The 17,987-nt window shown below is 72.1% G+C and carries 15 protein-coding genes; 2 read left to right on the forward strand and 13 right to left on the reverse strand.

Annotated features, from left to right (window positions below; all coding sequences use genetic code 11):
* The first annotated feature begins 2 nt into the window (after window positions 1-2).
* Both ACLJPY_RS26365 and ACLJPY_RS26370 read left to right on the forward strand, forming a co-directional pair.
* Entirely contained in the window at window positions 3-626 is a 624-nt protein-coding gene (locus tag ACLJPY_RS26365) for a TetR/AcrR family transcriptional regulator (protein WP_410592361.1), read from the forward strand.
* Window positions 623-2,512: a hypothetical protein gene (locus tag ACLJPY_RS26370; protein ID WP_410592362.1), complete on the forward strand. Its 1,890-nt coding sequence runs from the start codon at window positions 623-625 to the stop codon at window positions 2,510-2,512. The genes ACLJPY_RS26365 and ACLJPY_RS26370 overlap by 4 nt, the downstream gene beginning before the upstream one ends.
* Here the strand turns inward: ACLJPY_RS26370 and ACLJPY_RS26375 are convergent.
* The 13 genes from ACLJPY_RS26375 to ligA form a co-directional block, all read right to left on the reverse strand.
* The gene (locus ACLJPY_RS26375; RefSeq protein ID WP_410592363.1) at window positions 2,509-3,381 is read right to left on the reverse strand and encodes an alpha/beta fold hydrolase; all 873 of its coding nucleotides are present in this window, start codon (window positions 3,379-3,381) and stop codon (window positions 2,509-2,511) included. The two genes, ACLJPY_RS26370 and ACLJPY_RS26375, sit on opposite strands and share 4 nt — an antisense overlap.
* Window positions 3,382-3,566: 185 nt before the next feature.
* Window positions 3,567-6,323 (reverse strand): hypothetical protein, encoded by a 2,757-nt coding sequence (locus ACLJPY_RS26380; protein ID WP_410592365.1) that lies wholly within the window; start codon window positions 6,321-6,323, stop codon window positions 3,567-3,569.
* A gap of 170 nt (window positions 6,324-6,493) precedes the next feature.
* A complete protein-coding gene (locus ACLJPY_RS26385) occupies window positions 6,494-7,585 on the reverse strand; it encodes an acyl-CoA dehydrogenase family protein (RefSeq protein WP_410592367.1) in 1,092 nt (363 codons plus the stop codon).
* Entirely contained in the window at window positions 7,582-8,766 is a 1,185-nt protein-coding gene (locus tag ACLJPY_RS26390; protein WP_410592369.1) for an acyl-CoA dehydrogenase family protein, read from the reverse strand. Before ACLJPY_RS26390 ends, ACLJPY_RS26385 begins: the two co-directional genes overlap by 4 nt.
* Complete coding sequence (locus tag ACLJPY_RS26395) at window positions 8,763-9,986, reverse strand: acyl-CoA dehydrogenase family protein (RefSeq protein ID WP_410592371.1); 1,224 nt, start codon at window positions 9,984-9,986, stop codon at window positions 8,763-8,765. The genes ACLJPY_RS26390 and ACLJPY_RS26395 overlap by 4 nt, the downstream gene beginning before the upstream one ends.
* The gene (locus tag ACLJPY_RS26400) at window positions 9,987-11,003 is read right to left on the reverse strand and encodes a phosphotransferase family protein (protein ID WP_410592372.1); all 1,017 of its coding nucleotides are present in this window, start codon (window positions 11,001-11,003) and stop codon (window positions 9,987-9,989) included.
* A 99-nt stretch (window positions 11,004-11,102) separates the two neighbouring features.
* On the reverse strand, window positions 11,103-11,555 hold the full coding sequence (locus ACLJPY_RS26405; RefSeq protein ID WP_410592374.1) for a MaoC family dehydratase: 453 nt from the start codon (window positions 11,553-11,555) through the stop codon (window positions 11,103-11,105).
* A 5-nt stretch (window positions 11,556-11,560) separates the two neighbouring features.
* Window positions 11,561-12,322 (reverse strand): 3-oxoacyl-ACP reductase FabG, encoded by a 762-nt coding sequence (gene fabG / locus ACLJPY_RS26410; protein ID WP_410592376.1) that lies wholly within the window; start codon window positions 12,320-12,322, stop codon window positions 11,561-11,563.
* A 208-nt stretch (window positions 12,323-12,530) separates the two neighbouring features.
* The gene (locus ACLJPY_RS26415) at window positions 12,531-13,664 is read right to left on the reverse strand and encodes a polysaccharide deacetylase (protein ID WP_410592377.1); all 1,134 of its coding nucleotides are present in this window, start codon (window positions 13,662-13,664) and stop codon (window positions 12,531-12,533) included.
* Between the two features lie 102 nt (window positions 13,665-13,766).
* Window positions 13,767-14,174 carry a YkvA family protein gene (locus ACLJPY_RS26420; RefSeq protein WP_410592482.1) on the reverse strand — a complete coding sequence of 136 codons (408 nt, stop codon included), beginning with the start codon at window positions 14,172-14,174 and terminating at the stop codon, window positions 13,767-13,769.
* Window positions 14,174-14,719 carry a Chromate resistance protein ChrB gene (locus ACLJPY_RS26425; RefSeq protein ID WP_410592379.1) on the reverse strand — a complete coding sequence of 182 codons (546 nt, stop codon included), beginning with the start codon at window positions 14,717-14,719 and terminating at the stop codon, window positions 14,174-14,176. Before ACLJPY_RS26425 ends, ACLJPY_RS26420 begins: the two co-directional genes overlap by 1 nt.
* A 728-nt stretch (window positions 14,720-15,447) precedes the next feature.
* Window positions 15,448-15,885: a hypothetical protein gene (locus ACLJPY_RS26430; RefSeq protein ID WP_410592380.1), complete on the reverse strand. Its 438-nt coding sequence runs from the start codon at window positions 15,883-15,885 to the stop codon at window positions 15,448-15,450.
* Between the two features lie 102 nt (window positions 15,886-15,987).
* Window positions 15,988-17,979, reverse strand: a complete 1,992-nt coding sequence (gene ligA / locus ACLJPY_RS26435; protein ID WP_410592382.1) for an NAD-dependent DNA ligase LigA — start codon at window positions 17,977-17,979, stop codon at window positions 15,988-15,990.
* Window positions 17,980-17,987: the final 8 nt, after the last annotated feature.

Genomic DNA, 17,987 nt, shown 5'->3' on the forward strand with positions numbered 1-17,987 from the left:
CGGTGACCCGAGCAAGCACCCGCAAGGCGGGCGAGGCCACCGGCGACGACCAGGCCGCCGTGCCGCGGCGGTTGCTGGAGCACGCCACGAAGCTGTTCGCCAAGAAGGGCTTCGACCGCACTTCGGTCCAGGAGATCGTCGAGGCGGCGGGCGTCACCAAGGGCGCGATGTACCACTACTTCGGCTCGAAGGACGACCTGCTCTACGAGATCTACGCGCGCGTGCTGCGCGAGCAGACCCGCCAGCTGGAGAGCGTGGCGTCCTCGGCCGCGCCGCTGCGCGAGCGGCTCGCGGCGGCGGCGTCCGACGTCGTGGTGTCGAGCATCGACAACCTCGACGACAACACGATCTTCCTGCAGTCGATGCACCAGCTGTCCCCGGACAAGCAGAAGGCGGTGCGCGCGGAGCGGCGGAAGTACCACGAGCGGTTCCGCGGCCTGGTCGAGGAGGGCCAGCGCTCCGGCGAGTTCCGCACGGACAAGCCGGCCGACGTCGTGGTGGACTTCTTCTTCGGCTCGGTGCACCACCTGGGTTCGTGGTACCGCCGCAGCGGCTCGCTGACGGCCCGCCAGATCGGCGACCACTACGCGGACCTGCTGCTGGACGCGCTCCGGCCGCCCGGGTGACGCTGCCCGTCCTCGGCAAGCTGACCGGAGCGGAACGAGAGCTGATCGACACCGCCCGGCGCGGCCTCGCCTACGTGACCGACGCCCCGATCCGGGCCGCGGTCCTGCGCGAGCTGTTGCTCGGCCTGCGCGGTCCGGTCGACCCGCGCGGGGTACGCGTCGGCGGCGCCCGGATCGCCGGGACGCTGGACCTGGACCACGTCGAGGCGCCGGTGGGGGTGCAGCTGGTCGACTGCGTGGTCGTGAACACGATCTCCGCGCGGGCCGCGAAGCTGCCGTGGCTCGACCTGTCCGGCAGCCGGATCGCCGGGTTCGACGGCACCGGCGTCCGGATCGGCCACGACCTCGACCTCACGGGGGTGCGCGCGACCGGCTCCGGCGGCTTCGGCGTGATCTGCCTACGCGACGCGCGCGTCGACGGCCTGACCGTCTTCGCCCACGCGGAGATCCGCAGTGACGACGGCCCCGCGCTGTTCCTCGACGACCTCGAGTGCCGGGCCGTCAAAGGCGTGGGCTTGAAGGCGACCGGGACCGGCGGCAGCGGCGCGATCCGCCTGCTCGGCGCCCGCGTTTCCGGGGAGGTCTTCCTCGGCGAGGCGGTGCTCACCAACGAGTCCGGCCCGGTGGTGCACGCCGACAGCGTGGTGGTCGACGGCGACCTGAACCTGGCCGGCGCCACGGTGACCGGTGCCGGCGAGGAAGGCGCGCTGCGTCTGCTCGGCGCCCGCGTCGGCGGCCAGCTGGACGTCGGCGACGCGACGCTCGTCAACGACAGCGGCCCGGCCGTCGGTGCCGACCGCCTCCGCACCGGTGGGCTGTACGGCACAAGCGTCACCGTGACAGGGGCGTTTTCGCTGCTCGGCGCCCGGATCGCCGGCCAGGTCAACCTCGGCGGCGCGGTGCTCGCCAACCCCCGCGGGCGGGCGTTGAGCGCCGACAGCGCCCGGATCGAGGGCAGCGTCCACGCCAACGGGTTGCGGGCGAGCGGGGCGGTCTCCCTGATCGGCGCGCACGTGACGGGGGACCTCGCCCTGGCCGGCGCCGAACTCGCCGGCGACGAGGAAGCGGCGCTGGCCGGCGCCCGGCTCCGGGTCGACGGCAGCCTGCGCTCGTCCGGGCTGACCGCGACCGGCGAGATCCACCTCGCGGGCGCGCACATCGGCGGCGAGCTCGCCTTGGCCGGGGCGGAGATCGTCGCTACCGGGACCGTCATCACCCTCGAGGACGCCGTGGTCGACGGGCCGGTCTTCGTCCCGGCGGGAATCGGGCGCGTGGAGCTCGACGGCTTCCGGTTCGGCTCGCTCGGCGACAGCACCTGGCGCGACTGGCTCGACCTGATCCGCTCGCACACCGTGGACTACCGGCCCGGGCCGTACCAGCAGCTGGCCGCGTCCGAACGCGCTGCCGGGCACGACGGGAACGCGCGGCAGATCCTCATCGCCCAGCAGCGAGACCTGCACCGGCGGGCGCCGAAGGCCATCGGCGGCTGGCCGGCTCGCCGGTTCCACTGGCTGTGGGGCGCGCTGGCCGGGTACGGCTACCGCGCGCGCCGGACGGCGGCGGCGTTGCTGCTGGCCGTGGTCGCCGCCGGGGGACTGGGGCTCTGGGCCGGGCACGTCGGCGACGGCGGTCACCGCGCGGCCGAGCGGACGGCGGACCTCACCGCCGCGACCGGCACGCCGTGCACGACGGTGGAGCTGGTCGGCGTCGGCCTCGACCGGGGGCTCCCGCTGTCGCCGGGGGTGCGCGGGCGGTGCGACCTCAACACCGGGATCGCCGCCGGTCAGTGGTTCACCGTGGCGATCTGGCTGGTCCAGGCGGCGATCTGGGCGCTGGCCACGCTGGCCCTCGTCGGCTACACCGGACTGGTCCGCAAGGCAGGCTAGTGACGCCGGAGGTGGTCGAGCAGGAGGGCGATCACCTCGTCCGGGGCCTCCATCGCCATCCACTGGCTCGCGCCCTCGATGATCTGGAAGCGGTACTCCGCGTCGATGTGGTGGACCGTCAGCTCCGCGGCGCTCTGGCCGAGGTACGGGTCCTCGCTGCCCCAGAGGTAGAGCGTCGGCACGGTGATGCGGCCCGCCGGGACGTCGAATACGTCGTTGGTGGCGCCGCGGTACCAATTCAGCGTCGCGGTCAGCGCGCCCGGTTCGGAAAGGCGGGCGACCGTGCGTTCGACGATTTCGACGGGAATCCGGCGATTGAAGACAGCGCGTAATTGCGCGGCTTCGTCGCGTAAGAGGAATTTCTCGGCTTTGCCGACGCCACGGCGGAAGAAGCGGATGTAGCCGAGGTCGTGGAACTGCCCGTCGTCGGTGGCGGCCGCGCGCTGCAGGGCCGACGGGTGCGGCGTCGAGAGGACGGTCAGCGACCGCAGCCGGCCGGGGTGCGCGGTGGCCAGCGCCCAGGCGACCATGCCGCCCCAGTCGCGCGCGACCAGGTGGAACCGATCGGCGCCCTGGCTGTCGGCGAAGGCGAGGGCGTCACCGACCAGGTGCTCGATCGAGTAGTGCTCGACACCGTCCGGGCGCGCCTGCCGGGCGTACCCGCGCTGGTCGACGGCAAGAGCGCGGTAGCCGGCTTCGCCGAGGGCGTGCAGCTGCTCGGTCCAGGACTCCGCGAATTCGGGCCAGCCGTGCAGCAGCAGGACGAGTTCCCCGGACCGCGGCCCGGCCGCGAGCGCGCTGTGCCGGTGCCCGCCGACGGCGACGGTCGCTTCCTCCAGCGCTTCCGTCGGTGCGACGGCGAATTCCATGGCGTCCAGGCTAGAACCCGGCGGGTGCGGAAACCATGGGAACGCGGGCACCTTTGCCACCCTTTTGCCCCACGAGTGGCGTGGCTCACAGCATTTTCGCTCATCTGAGCGAAAAGTCGGAAGAAAAGCGAGGGAGATTCACGAAACCGGCGGGGCTCCCCGGCCCGGGAAGCCCCGCCTTCCGCTCAGTCGCCCGTCACCTCCGGCGCGTTCCGGACGGAGAAGGAGTAGTACGCCGTCTCGGTCAGGCTGCCGTCGGCCCGCCGGCCCTGGACGGTGAAGTAGTAGTCGCCGTAGCTCTCCGGCGTCCAGGTGACCGACGCCGTCCCGTCCGCCCCGGCCGGCACGGTCCGTTCGGGTTCGTCCGCGCTGTCGGGCCAGTTCCGGTGCACCACGTAGACGTACCCGGTCATCCCGGGCGCGTTCGGGGTGAAGGTGAACGTCCCGGGCGTGCCTGCCCCGTCGGAGGTCTGGCCGGCGGGGTAGTCCGCCGACGACACCTTCGGCTGGTCGGTCACGGTGAAGGAGTAGTACCCCCAGCCGGAGGTCCGGCCGTCCGCGGCCCGGGCCCGCACGTAGACGGTGTGGTACCCGGAGAACGTCGGCGTGTACGCCGCGGTCGCCGTGCCGTCCGGGCCCGCCGCGACGTCCGTGGTCGTGTAGCTGTCCACCGCGAATTCGAACGCCACCGTGCCGGCCATCCGCGAGGTCAGCGTGAACGTCCCGGGCCGCATCGGCCCGGCGGGCTCCCGGACGAAGTCGGCCGACGTGACGACCGGGCTGTCGTAGACGGTGAAGGACGTCGAACCCTCGGAGGACAGGATCCCCGCGGTGTTGCGGGCCTGCACGGTGAACCAGACGTTCCCGGCCTCGGTGGGCGTCCAGGTGACCTCCGCCGTGCCGTCCGGGCGGGCCGGCACGGTCAGCTTGTGCCCGGGGTCGGTGGAGGGCCAGTAGACGAACTCGGCGGTGTTCTTCAGCGACGATCGGAACCGGAACGTGCCCGGCTGCCCGGGCGCGTCCGCGCCACCGGTGCGCGTGACGTACGGTGCCGCGCCGTCGACGTAGAAGCTCAGGTACCGCACCTCGGACTGCGTGCCCGCAGCGTTCGTGCTGCGCACCTGTACGGCCTGTGCCCGCGTGTCGAGCGGGGTCCAGGTGAACGACCCGGTGCCGTCCGCCGCCGCGGGCACGGTGGTGGGGCCGGTGATCGGCTCGTCCTGGTAACCGGTGATCCAGTAGGTGTACGACGTCGTCCCGGCCAGCCGGGGCGCGAGCCGGAAGGTGGCCTCCGAACCGACCTGGAGCCCGCCCTCGATGGTGACGTCCGGTGCCGTGTCGACCTGGAACTTGTACTCGCGGAAGAGCGAAACCGTTCCGTCGGCGCCGGTGTTGCGCACGTACAGGACGTTCGCACCGCCGTGCGTGGGCGCCAGCGTGACGTGGGCGTGGTGGTCCGCGTCGGCGGCGACGGTCCGGTCCGGCTCGTTGTCCAGGTGGTAGGTGTAGCTGACGGTGTCGGGCAGCCCGGGGGACAGGTCGAACACGCCCGGCACGCCGATGTTGCCGTCGCGGCTGGGGTACTCGGGCGGGTAGAGCGTCGACCAGACGTAGGGCCGGATGTCCTTGACGGTGAAGCTCCGGTACTGCTCCCAGGAGTAGTTGTTCCCGCGGTCCACGCTGCGGACCCCGACCGAGAACGAGCCGGAGTCGGCCGGCGTGAACGTCACCGTCGCCGGTCCGCCGAGTGACTCCGCGGGCACCGAGGTCCACTCGGACTGGCCGGTGAACCGGTACTCGTAGCGCACGACGTCCGGGGACCCGTGGGCGGTGAAGGTGAACTGCCCCGGCACGCCGATGCCGCCGCGCGGCTCCCACTGGTCGCCGGTGAGGTAGACCTCCGAGGTGACGTCCGGGATCTCCGGCTTGATGCTGTCCGGGGTGAGGTAGCAGGTCGGCGACCAGTCCGAGGTGTCGACGCCGTCGGTGACCCGCAGGCGCCACGCGTAGGTGTGGTCCGGCGGCAGCCAGGGGTTGTCGAACTGGGCGTAGGCCTGCCCGTTCGTCACGGCCCAGTCGAGGTCGCGGCGCACCGAGGGGTCGTCGAGCGACCACATCTCCCAGTGCGCGACCAGGTCCTGGCCCGGATCCGGATCCGTGACGTCGGCGTAGTGCCCGGTGATCGGGATGTTGTAGGCCCGGGTGAACACGCCGGGCGCGGTCGTCCCGCACGGCGCGTCCGGGTAGGCCGTGCGCAGGTTCGCCGGGATGCCCGGCGGCGTGTTGTAGGTGACCTTCAGGCTGACGTCGTCGGCGAACCAGCGGCCGTAGCGCGGGTCCAGCTCGTGCGCCGCCGGGACGCGCAGCTCGAGCGTCAGCGTCTTTTCCCCGGCCTGCACGGCTTTCGCGACGGCGGCGGTGAGGTCGAGGCCGGCGAGGTCGGCGGGGCAGCCGGCGGTGGGCGCCCCGGCGGTGGCCAGCCGGGTCAGCTCGGCGGGCGGCTTGGCCCAGGACGACTTCCCGGTGACCGGGGCGGTCGACCACAGCTCCACCGCGCGGCGCGCGCAATCGGTGGCGCGCTTCTCCGGGATGGTCAGGGCCGCGCCGATCACGTGCTTGCCGCCCAACGACGTCAGGTCGAGCGTGTAGTACGTGCGGGAGACGTGCGGTCCCTTGGCGTCCACGCTCGCGCCGACCGGGGCGTCGCCGGGGGCGTTCACCTTGATGTGCAAGGGATCGGCGGCGTCGGTGTAGGCCCACGACGACCGCGCCAGCGTCTTCACCGGCAGCGGTGGCGGCTCGGCGGCCGAGGCGGTGGCCGGCAGCACGGCCGCCGTCGCGGTGAGCAGGAGGGTGGTGGTCAGCAGCGTGACCAACCGTCTTCTTCGTCCGGGCATTCTTCGTCCGGGCAGCGTCGAGCGCCGCACGTGCGTGCGCACCATCGGTGGATCCCCCTCGAAAACGCGGGGGCAACCGGTAGCCACCCCCAGGCGTGTTCACCTCAGCACCCGGACGGCGGGGGCGTCAAGGGATCACCGGGACGGACCGGATCGCGCGTGACACAACCGAAACATCGGGTGTCGCGGCGGTGCCACGCGCGATCGGACGGGTCTCAGGCGGGCAGGTCCACCAGCTCGGCCAGCCGGGCCCGGTGCTTCCCCGGCGTCCCGAGCGCGATCTCGTCGGCCTTCGCCCGCTTCAGGTACAGGTGGGCCGGGTGCTCCCACGTCATCCCGATGCCGCCGTGGAGCTGGATCGCCTCCTCCGCCGCGCGCACCGCGATCGGCGCGACCCGGGCCTGGGCCACGGCCACCGAGATCGGCACGTCGGTGCCGGTGGCCAGCGCGTCCGCGGCGTTGCGGGCCGCCGCGCGGGCCAGCACCAGGTCCGTGTACAGGTTCGCCAGCCGGTGCTTCAGCGACTGGAACCCGCCCACCGGACGGCCGAACTGGTACCGCCCCTTCAGGTAGGAGACCGTCTCCGTCAGCGCCCATTCGGCGACGCCCGTCTGCTCCGACGCCAGGATCCCGGCCCCGAACAGCAACGCCTCCTCCAGCGCCGAAGCCGCGTCCGGACCCGACGCCACGAGCGTCGCCGGCGCGTTGTCCAGCGAAACGCCGGCCACCCGCCGGGTCAGGTCGAACGACACCAGCTCCGTCACCGTCGCGTCGGCGGCCGAGACCACGTACAGCGCCGGACCGTCCGGGCCCGCGGCCGGGACGACCAGCAGGTCCGCCACCGACGCGTCGGCGACCGTGCCGACCCGGCCGCTCAACCGGCCGTCGGAAACGGTGACCGACGACGGGAAGCCCGCGCCCGGCGCCGTCGACAGCGGCACCGCCAGCGCGCCGATCGCCTGCCCGGCCGCCAGCTGCCCGACGAACTCGCGGGCACCGACGGCCACCAGCGCCGTCGTCGCCAGCACGACGCTGCCGAGGAACGGCACCGGCGCCACGCTGCGGCCCAGCTCTTCGGCCACGACGGCGACCTCGCGGGCCGACGCGCCGTGGCCGCCCAGCTCCTCCGGCACGGCCAGCCCGGCCACGCCGACCTCGTCGGCCAGCGTGCGCCACAGCTTCAGGTCGTACGGTTCGGCCGTCTCCACGCGCGCCAGCAGCGCCTCGGCGCCGGCCTTGGCCTTGAGCAGGTCCCGGACCGAAGCCCGCAGGTCCTCCTCGACCTCCGAATACAGCAGGTCAGTCATCGAGGCAGATCCTTCCAGGCGACGTCCTTGTCGACACGCGGCTCCGAGGGCAGCCCCAGCACGCGCTCGGCGATGATGTTGCGCAGGACCTCCGAGGTGCCGCCCTCGATGGAGTTGCCCTTCGCGCGCAGGTATCGGTAACCGGCTTCGCGGCCGTTGAAGTCGACGATCGCCGGGCGCCGGAACGTCCAGTCGTCGTAGGCCAGGCCCTCTTCGCCGAGCAGCTCGACCTCCAGGCCGGTGAGCGCCTGGTTGAGTTCCGAGAAGGCGACCTTCATGGCCGAGCCCTCCGGACCGGGCGCGCCGACCGCGAGCTGCTGGCGCAGCCGGGTGCCGGCCAGCCGCAGCGTCTCGGCCTCGACCCAGTGCTTCACCAGGCGGTCGCGCAGCTCCGGCGTCCGCAGCTCGGGCCGCTCGCGCCAGGTCTTCGCGACGATCCCGATCAGGCCGCCTTCGCGCGGCTGGACGTGCCCGCCGATCGCGACGCGCTCGTTCATCAGCGTGGTCTGCGCGACCTTCCAGCCCTCGCCGACCGCGCCGAGGCGCTGGGTGTCCGGGATCCGGACGTCGGTCAGGAAGACCTCGTTGAACTCGGCCTCGCCGGTGATCTGGCGCAGCGGCCGGACCTCGACGCCGGGTGCGGTCATGTCGCACAGGAAGTACGTCATGCCCTGGTGCTTCGGCACGTCCGGGTCGGTGCGGGTGACCAGGATCGCCCACTGCGACTCGTGCGCGCCGGACGTCCAGACCTTCTGGCCGGTGACGACCCAGTCGTCGCCGTCGCGGACGGCGCGGGTGCCGAGCGCGGCGAGGTCGGAACCGGCGCCGGGCTCGGAGAACAGCTGGCACCACACCTCCTCGCCGGTCCACAGTGGACGCAGGAAGCGCTCGCGCTGCTCCGGCGTGCCGAAGGCGAGGATGGTCGGCGCGGCCATGCCGAGGCCGATGCCGATCCGGCGCGGGTTGTTGTCCGGCGCGCCCGCCTCGGTGAACACGGCGTCCACAACGGACTGCAGCGCGCGTGGCGCGTTCTGCCCGCCGAGCCCGGCGGGGAAGTGGATCCACGCGAGCCCGGCGTCGAACCGGGCCCGGAGGAACTCCAGGGGGTCGGTCGTCTTCGGGTCGTGCGCGGCCAGGAACTCGCTCGCCTGGCGGGTCAGGTCTTCGGCGGTGACAGTCACTTCGCGCCCTCCGAGAGGTACTTCTTCAGTTCGCGCCGGGCCAGCGAGCGCTTGTGGACCTCGTCCGGGCCGTCGGCCAGGCGCAGCGTCCGGTTGCCGGCCCACATCGCGGCCAGCGGGAAGTCCTGGCTGACGCCGCCGGCGCCGTGCACCTGCACGGCCTTGTCGAGGATCCACTCGACGGTGATCGGGGTGGAGATCTTGATCGCCTGGATCTCGGTGTGCGCGCCCTGGTTGCCCACGGTGTCCATCAGCCACGCGGTCTTGAGCACGAGCAGCCGCTGCTGCTCGATCTTGACGCGGGACTCGGCGATCCAGTCCTGCACCACGCCCTGCTGGGCGATCGGCTTGCCGAAGGCCTCGCGCGAGATCGCCCGGCGGCACATGAGCTCCAGCGCCCGCTCGGCCATGCCGATGGCACGCATGCAGTGGTGGATGCGGCCGGGGCCGAGGCGGGCCTGGGCGATGGCGAAGCCGTCACCCTCGCCGGCGATGAGGTTCTCGACCGGCACGCGGACGTCCTCGAACAGGACCTCGGCGTGGCCGCCGTGGTCGCTGTCGTCGTAGCCGAAGACGTGCATGCCGCGCTTGACCGTGACACCCGGCGCGTCGCGGGGGACCAGGATCATGCTCTGCTGCTTGTGCGGCGCGGCTTCGGGATCGGTCTTGCCCATGACGATGAAGATCTTGCACGCCGGGTTCATCGCGCCGGAGATGTACCACTTGCGGCCGTTGACGACGTACTCGTCGCCGTCGCGCCGGATCGCGGTTTCGATGTTGCGGGCGTCGGAGGAGGCGACGTCCGGCTCGGTCATCGCGAAGGCGGAGCGGATCTCGCCGTTCAGCAGCGGTTCCAGCCACTGCTTCTGCTGGTCGTCGTTGCCGAACATGGCCAGCACTTCCATGTTCCCGGTGTCCGGCGCGGCGCAGTTGAGCGCGGTCGGCGCGAGCCGGATGCTGCGGCCGGTGATTTCGGCCAGCGGGGCGTACTGCAGGTTCGTCAGGCCCGCGCCGTGGTCGCCGGGCAGGAAGAAGTTCCACAGCCCGCGCTTGCGTGCTTCGGCCTTGAGCTCCTCGACGACCGGCGGGATGGCCCACGGGTCGTCGCGTTCGGCGAGCTGCTGCTCGAACACCGGCTCGGCGGGGTAGATGTGCGAGTCCATGAACTCGAGGAGCTTCCCGCGCAGCTCCTCGGTCTTCTCGTCGAACGCGAAGTCCATTTACTTCTCCTCTTTGAGAATCTCGTTGCCGTGCGCGACGAGCGGCGCGACCCCGGCCCCGACGCCTTCGAAACCCGCCCCGACCGTCTGGCCCTTGCTGAAGCGGTAGTAGATGCCTTCCAGGATCACGGCCAGCTTGAAGAACGCGAAGCTGACGTACCAGTTCAGCTGCGAGACGTCCCGCCCGGAGCGTTCGGCGTAGCGGGCGACGACCTCGTCGGTGCCCGGGTAGCCCGGCGCGGAGCTGGCGTTGGAGACGAACGGCAGCGACACCTTGTCGCGCTCGGCGTAGGCCACGAGCAGCGCGACGTCGGTCAGCGGGTCACCCAGCGTCGACATCTCCCAGTCGAGCACCGCCGAAATCCGGTCGTTTTCGTCGACCAGGACGTTGTCCAGGCGGTAGTCGCCGTGGACGATCGCCGGCGCGCCGGACACCGGCACCGCGGTGGCGAGCCGGTCGTGCAGCTCGTCGATGCCCGGCAGGTCGCGGCTGCGGGAGGCGTCCAGCTGCTTCTTCCACCGCCGCAGCTGCCGGTCCAGGAACCCCTCCGGCCGGCCGAAGTCGCCCAGCCCCACGGCATCCGGGTCCACCGCGTGCAGGGCGACGAGCGTGTCGACGAGCGCGTCGGCCATCGCCCGGGTGCGGTCCGGGCCGAGTTCGCTCAGCTGCTCCGCGGTCCGGTACGGCGTGCCCTCGACGAAGCTCATCACGTAGAACGGCGCTCCGACGACGTCGGCGTCCTCGCACAGCAGCAGCGCTTCGGGCACCGGCACGGCGGTGTCGCGCAGCCCGGAGATCACCCGGAACTCGCGGCTCATGTCGTGCGCGGTCGGCAGCACGTGCCCGAGCGGCGGCCGGCGCACCACCCAGCGCGACCGCCCGTCACCCACGACGTAGGTGAGGTTCGACCGGCCGCCTTCCACGACGTCCGCGGACAGCGGTCCGGCGACCAGACCGGGTCGCTGCGCGTCCAGGTGGGCGCGCAGGCGCCCCAGGTCGAGTCCTGGCGGGTTCATCCAGCCTCCTCTTCGTCGCAGGCAGCATACCGACTGGTCGGTATGAGGTACAGCGGGGTCGGGAGGGCACTTTCACGTGAAAGTGCCCTCCCGGCGACGTCACGCCAGGAACCGCGTCACCCATTCGGCGACGCATGCGGGCTTCGCTTCGCCGTCGATCTCGACCGTCCACTTCGACACCGCCTGCTTGCCGCCCGGGATGTCGGTGATCTCCACCAGCTCCGCCCCGGCGCGCACCTTCGAGCCGACCTTCACCGGCTGCGGGAAGCGGACCTTGTTGAGGCCGTAGTTGATGCCCATCTTGATGCCGTTGACCTTGTAGATCTTCGGGCCGAACGCCGACAGCAGCGAGAGCGTCAGGAAACCGTGGGCGATGGTGCCGCCGAACGGGCCCGCGGTCGCCATCGGCTCGTCGACGTGGATCCACTGGTGGTCGTCGGTGGCGTCGGCGAACTGGTTCACCCGGTCCTGGGTGATCTTCAGCCATTCGCTGTAGCCGAGGTGCTCGCCGGCCGCGGCGGCGAACTCGTCGAGACTGGAGAATTCGCGCATCGGCCTCAGTCCTTCGGTCCGCCGGCAACGTAGATGACCTGACCCGAGACGAACCCGGCACCCTCGCTGACCAGGAACGACGCCAGGTGCGCGATGTCGTCGGGCGTGCCGACGCGCTGCACGGGGATCTGCGAGGCGGCCGCGGCCTTGAAGTCCTCGAAGCCCATGCCGAGCCGGTCGGCGGTCGCCGCGGTCATGTCGGTGGCGATGAAGCCCGGCGCGATGGCGTTGGCGGTGACGTTGAACTTGCCCAGCTCGATCGCCAGGGTCTTGGTGAAGCCCTGCATGCCGGCCTTGGCGGCGGAGTAGTTGACCTGCCCGCGGTTGCCCAGCGCCGACGTGCTCGACAGGTTGACGATCCGGCCGTACTTCTGCTCGGTCATGTGCTTCTGCACCGCGCGCGTCATCAGGAACGAGCCCTTGAGGTGCACGTCGAGCACGGAGTCCCACTCCTGCTCGGTCATCTTGAAGATCAGGTTGTCGCGGGTGATGCCGGCGTTGTTGACCAGCACGACCGGCGGCCCGAGCTCGTCGGCGACGCGGGCGACGGCGGCTTCGACCTGCTCGGCGTTGCTGACGTCGAGAGCGACCCCGACGGCCTTGCCGCCCTTGGCGACGATGGCTTCGGCGCCCTGCTTGACGCCGGTCTCGTCCAGGTCCAGCAGCCCGACGGCGAAGCCGTCATCGGCCAGCCGCGCGGCGACGGCGGCACCGATGCCGCGGCCGGCACCGGTGACCACGGCGACACGGGAAGGGGAATCGGTCACGGGGGACCTCCTCGTCGTTGAGAAAGCGGGCTCGTACCCGCGAGCCTACTAAGCGGTTGGTCACAGACGATACGGGTCGCGGCCCGCATTCCGGTGTCAACGTACGCAGATTTCCGGGGCTTCGCCTGGTCCGGCCGGGTTTGCCGAGGAAGCCGGGGCGCCGCGGTGACGCCGGTGGCCAACGTCACACGCCCGCGCCGGGGTTGGCTCAGCGGACCTGGGCCGGCGGCATCGCCCGGTACCGGTCCAGGACGGCGGGGTCCTGCAGCGACATCCACTTCGTCACTTCGGCGTAGGTGGCGCACACCGTCTCCGGTTTGGTGCACACCTCGCCCATGAAGCCTTCCGCGGCGCGCGAGAAGGCCCCGCCGGCCCAGTCGTTGAAGTGGTTGCCGATGACGAGCGGGGCGCGGTTGCCGTCGAAGGCGGCGCGGTAGGCGCCGCGGTAGGTCTCCAGCGTGGCCTGGGCGTACTGGCCGGTGTCGTTCTTCGCGTGGCCCAGCTGGTACCACAGGTTGTAGTCCATCATGATGACCTTCTTGTGCAGCGCGGGCACCTGCACGTACGGCATCCAGAACTCCCAGATGCCGTCGAGCCGGGTGGGCCACTTGACGCCGTCGGACGGCTGGCTGGTGTCGAAGGTGTAGCCGGCGGCCCGCATGGCCGGAAAGGCCTGGGCCCAGTTGCCTTCGAGGCACGGCGTCCGGCCGCCGGTGACGTCCTTGGCGGACAGGTGCAGGCCCAGGTGCTCGTGGGCGTCGTCGACGAAGCGGCTGAACTGCCCGATTTCGCCGGCCCAGCCCGGCGTGGTCCAGCGGCCGACGCTCGGCTCGGCGCCGGTGCAGAAGTGCCCGTTGTAGTGCGTGCCGATCTGGTGCCCGGCGGCGACGGCGGCGTTGAGGTCCCGGACGCGGGTGGCCACTTCCGCGGCGCTGCCGCCGAAGCCGATCGAGGCGGCGCCCGGTTTGTGGCCGGGCCCGGTGTAGCGCGAGCGCTGCTCGTCGGTCAGCAGGTAGATGCCGGAGAGCAGGCCGCTGAAGTGGGCGTGGACGCGCTCGGCGAGGGCGAGGTAGCGGCTCCAGTGGTCGTGCGAACCGGCCCCGTCGAAGGAGAAGAGCACGAACTGCGGCGGCTTTTCCCCCGGGCGCAGCGGACGCATCCACGCGGGGTCCTGGCCGGCGGGCGGCGCCGTGGCCGAGGTCGAGGGAGGCGCACCGCCGGCCGCCGAACCGGGCTCGGGGTGCCCGCGGTCGAGGTGCACGATCAGCACCACGGCCAACACCAGCGCGACGGCGACGGCGAGCCAGGTACCCGGCCGCCGCACCGCCCGTGACGGGAACATCCCTTTTGCCTCCCCTGCTACGCAACGTCACAGGGAAGACGTCGAATGGGGGATTCGGGTGCATCCCGGGTGAGATCGGTTACCCGAGCGCAACCATCTTGATCACGGCGCGGCCGAGCGCAGCCGGGTCAGCCGGACCAGGGCGGCGAACCCGTCGTCGGTACCGGGCCAGTGGGCCCGGACGACGTCGAGCCCCGCCCGGCGGACAACGCTGCGTAGGACAGCGGTGACGACGATGGCGTCGTCGGCGTACCCGAGGACGGGGATGAAGTCGGGCACGAGGTCGACGGGCAGCGCGAGGTAGGCCAGCAGCAGCCCGAGCCGGACGCGGACACCGCGGGGGAGCGTCCGGTCGGCGGCCAGGCGCCGGACGAGCCGCAGGACGTCGGGCAGCAGCCGCAGCGCCTCCCGCAGCAGCCCGCCCCGCGGCCGGACGACGAGCAAGGCTCCGAGCAGGAGGAGCCAGGTCAGCAGCAGGGCAGCGCCGACACCGAGCAGCAGTTCGCCGATCACGGGCGTTTCCCATCGGCACGCAGAGCGGCCTCTTCGAAGGCGGCCAGCTCGGCCGCGGCCTGCTCGACAGCCTCACGGGCGGCTTCCTCGCCCACCGCCCCGAAGTAGTCCCGGGCGGCGATCTTGGCCAGCCAGCTCCGAAACCGCTCGAGGTCGGCTTCGGACTCCTCGACTTCGGCGTAGGTGGCGTTGCCACGGGCTCGTTCGGCGGCGAGTTCGTTCCGCAGTTCGGGCAGCCGTTCGAGAACCTCGGCGTACTCGGCGTCCCGGGCCGCGTTGAGTTCGGCGATCACTGAGTGTTCTTCAGCGGGGTCGGTGAAGGCCATGGACAGCACTCGGGCGGTTCCGCCTTGGTGGCGCACGCGGTCGGCCAGGCGTCGGATGTCGCGGAGCACGGGAGGTTCGGCGGGCAGCAGGCAGACGGATTGCTGCAGGTAGAGGGCGCCCAGGGAGCGGAGTTTGCGCCAGACCTGCACCCGGAGCGAGTCGGGGGCGCCTGCGGTGGAGACGCTGATCAGCAGCCAGGTGCGTTCGAGGGTCACATGGTGATGTTACGGGTGTTACATCGACTGGTCCAGGGGGTGGCGCCGGTTCGGGTCGGCGGTGGCCGCGACGTGGCTTGCTGGAGCTGGGCTCGGCAGCGAGCGGTCTTGCCGTCGGCTTGAGCATGGGCCGGCCTTTGCGTGCCCGGGCGGGGTTGGAGCGCCGGCGAGCGACTGGCGACCGCGCGCGGGCCGGTGGCCGCTCGCCGCTGCCGGCCTGACCGCCCGGCAGCGGGTCGGCCGAGCACCCGATCGGCTGTCCGACCGCTCGCAAATCGGACGACGGGGAGTGGGCCGACTGGGCAAGCTGGCCGTTCTGCAGTTGTTTCCGCCGCCCGGCGACGGCGGGCGGGTGCGAAACCGTGGCTTGGCCATTCCGCGCCCGGCTGCCCAACGGTGGGCTCAGGGCGGGTCGACCGGGCCCCGATCCGCCTCCGCCGCCCGCCCGGCTACGGGCTGGCCACCCGTCGGTTGCGCGGTGAGGTGGGCCGACTGGGCAAAGGCGGTCGATCCCAGGCCGCCGCGGCACGGGCGTGGGCGCCTGCTGGTTGGGCGGGGGTGGGCTGGCTGGGCAAGGTGGCGGCTCCCCGGCTGCCGCGGCTCGCAGGCCGCCCGGCTAGGGGCGTGGGCGCGGGCCGGTTGGGTGGCGAGGTGGGCCGACCGGGCAAGGTGGCCATTCCCCGGCTGCCCGGTCGGCCCCGGTCAGCCGGGCGCGCGGCCAGGCTTGGTCACCGCTTGCACGGCCCGAAGTACCGGCACTCGATCAGCGCTCGCGGGTCCAGCGATCGCGCGCGCGGCTCCAGCGTGTCGAGCTCCTTCGCGATCTCCTCCAGGTCCACGACACCTGCCGCCGTGAAGGGGTAGAACTTCTCTCGGGTGTCGTGGTCCGGGCAGCCGCTTCCGCGGAGGTTGCCCGCCGGGACGAGGGTGAACACCTCGCTGCCCTCGTTGTCGAACGTGAAGTAACTCTGCAGGCGGACCGGTGTCGTGTCCTCGACGTCGTTGATCTGCTGGCCGCCGTACGTCTGCGGGTAGTGCCAGCCGGCGTGGACGTCGTTGGTGAACCAGACGCGGGCGGGATCGCTGTCGCCGTCGAGGAGCCAGCCGCGGGCGGTGAGGAACTCGTGCACCCCGAGCTGGCGGGCGACCATGAGGTCGGTGGTCATCGCGGTCCCTTCGGACGAAGTCGGGTACTCACGCTCAGTGTCGCGCCTGGGTGGTTTCCACGACCGGGTGACCCGCGTCCGGGAAGCGAGACACCGCGGCGGTCACACGATGCCCGCCGCGATGAGCTGCTGCCAGATCTCGCCCTGGTCGACGACCTCGACGCCGTGCTTCTCCGCCTTCGTCAGCTTGCTCGCGCCGACCTCCGCGCCCGTGATGAGCAGGTCCGTGCTCGCCGACACCGACGTCGCCGTGGTTGCGCCCGCCTTTTCGCAGAGCCGCTGGAACGTCGGGCGCGGCACCTTCTCGCCGGAGCGCGGGTCGCTGATCGCGCCGGTGACCACCACCGTCTTGCCCGCCAGCGGCGCGCCCGCCGCCACGACCGGGGGGAGGTCCTCCTCGCGCACGTCCAGCGAGACCCCCGCCTCCCGCAGGCGCGCCAGCTCGGGGCGCAGCCGGGTCAGGTGCTCGATCAGCGACGCGGCGACCTTCGGCCCGATGTCCTCCACGGCCACGAGCCCGTCGACGCCCGCCTCCGCGACGTCCTCCAGTGAGCCGAACCCGGCCCGGCACAGGCGGGCCGCCGTCCCTTCCGACGCCATCGGGATCGCCAGCCCGATCAGCGCCCGGCGCAGGCCGACCGACCGGCTCGCGTCGATCGACTCGATCATCCGGGTGGCCGACACCTCGCCGATGCGGTCGAACTCGAGCAGCTTCTCCTTCGTCAGCCCGTAGAAGTCCGACGGGTGCTCCAGGATCCCCGCCTCGGCCAGCCGCTCGATCCACACGCCGCCGATGGCGTCGATGTCCGCCGCCGCCCGCGACGCCCAGTGGATCAGCCGCCGCACGGTCTGGGCCGGGCAGGACACGTTGGTGCAGAACAGTTCCCGGCTGTTGCCCTGCTCGGTCAGCGGCTGCCCGCACGACGGGCACGCGGTCGGCGGGACGATCGCCCGCTCGGCACCCGTGCGCTTCGAGGCGTCGAGCACGCCGGCGACGAACGGGATGACGTCACCGGCGCGGCGCACCAGCACGGTGTCGCCGATCTTGATGCCGCGGGCGCGGATGACCTCCTGGTTGGCCAGCGTCGCGCGGGTGACGGTGGTGCCGCCGACGAACACCGGTTCCAGCCACGCGACCGGCGCGATCTTGCCCGTCTTGCCGACGTCCCAGACCACATCGGACAGCACGGTGGTCTTCTCCTCCGCCGCGAACTTGAACGCCAGCGCGCCGCGGGGCGAGCTCGACCGGGTGCCGGCCGCCGCGTAGGCGTCCCGGCTCGCCAGCCGCAGCACGGCGCCGTCGAGGTCGTAGTCCAGCTCGTTGCGCTGCCGCTCGATCTCGCCGATCACCTCCTGCGCCGCGGCGGCGTCGGCGCAGCGCCGCATGTCGGCCGCGGTGAACCCGAGCGTGTGCAGCGCCCGGCCCAGGTCGGTCTCCGCGCTGTCCGGCTCGGTGTACAGGTCGAAGGCGAAGAACCGCAGCCGCCGCTCGGCGACGGTGGCGGGGTCCTTCGCGCGCAGCGTGCCGGCCGCGGCGTTGCGCGGGTTGATCAGCGGCTTGTCCGGGTGGGCGGTGTTGTACGCGGCGAAGGTGGACCGCAGCATGACGGCCTCACCGCGGACCTCGACGCGGCCGGGCGCCTCGACCTGCTCCGGGATCCCGTCGGTCAGGGCCCGCACGAGCACCGTGACGTCGTCGCCCGTCGTGCCGTCGCCGCGGGTGACCGCCCGGGCCAGCCGCCCGTTTTCGTACACGACGGCCAGCGAAAGCCCGTCCAGCTTCGGCATGACGACCACCGGCTGGCCGGGGAACCGGTCGAAGAACGCCTCGACCTGCTCGGGTCTGGTCGCCTTCTCCAGCGACAGCATCGGGCGCGAGTGCCGGATCGGCGCGTGCAGCACCGCGGGCGCGCCGACCTGCTCCAGCGGGTTCGGGTCCGGCGTGAGCTCCGGGTGCGCCTCGACCAGGCTCCGCAGCTCGTCCTCGACCACGTCGTACTCCGCGTCGGCCACCAGCGGCGAGCCGCGGTAGTAGGCGTCACGCAGCACCACGATGCGGTCGGCGAGTTCCCGGATGCGTTCCTGAGCGTTCACGCCGAGGA

This window comes from Amycolatopsis sp. lyj-23 (assembly GCF_046549135.1).
Taxonomy (GTDB): domain Bacteria; phylum Actinomycetota; class Actinomycetes; order Mycobacteriales; family Pseudonocardiaceae; genus Amycolatopsis.

Excerpts from the sequence above, each read along its gene's own strand:
- ACLJPY_RS26375 (WP_410592363.1), bottom strand. The coding sequence starts at position 3,381 with ATGGAATTCGCCGTCGCACCGACGGAAGCGCTGGAGGAAGCGACCGTC.
- ACLJPY_RS26380 (WP_410592365.1), bottom strand. The coding sequence starts at position 6,323 with ATGGTGCGCACGCACGTGCGGCGCTCGACGCTGCCCGGACGAAGAATG.
- ACLJPY_RS26385 (WP_410592367.1), bottom strand. The coding sequence starts at position 7,585 with ATGACTGACCTGCTGTATTCGGAGGTCGAGGAGGACCTGCGGGCTTCG.
- ACLJPY_RS26395 (WP_410592371.1), bottom strand. The coding sequence starts at position 9,986 with ATGGACTTCGCGTTCGACGAGAAGACCGAGGAGCTGCGCGGGAAGCTC.
- ACLJPY_RS26400 (WP_410592372.1), bottom strand. The coding sequence starts at position 11,003 with ATGAACCCGCCAGGACTCGACCTGGGGCGCCTGCGCGCCCACCTGGAC.
- ACLJPY_RS26405 (WP_410592374.1), bottom strand. The coding sequence starts at position 11,555 with ATGCGCGAATTCTCCAGTCTCGACGAGTTCGCCGCCGCGGCCGGCGAG.
- ACLJPY_RS26415 (WP_410592377.1), bottom strand. The coding sequence starts at position 13,664 with ATGTTCCCGTCACGGGCGGTGCGGCGGCCGGGTACCTGGCTCGCCGTC.
- ACLJPY_RS26430 (WP_410592380.1), bottom strand. The coding sequence starts at position 15,885 with ATGACCACCGACCTCATGGTCGCCCGCCAGCTCGGGGTGCACGAGTTC.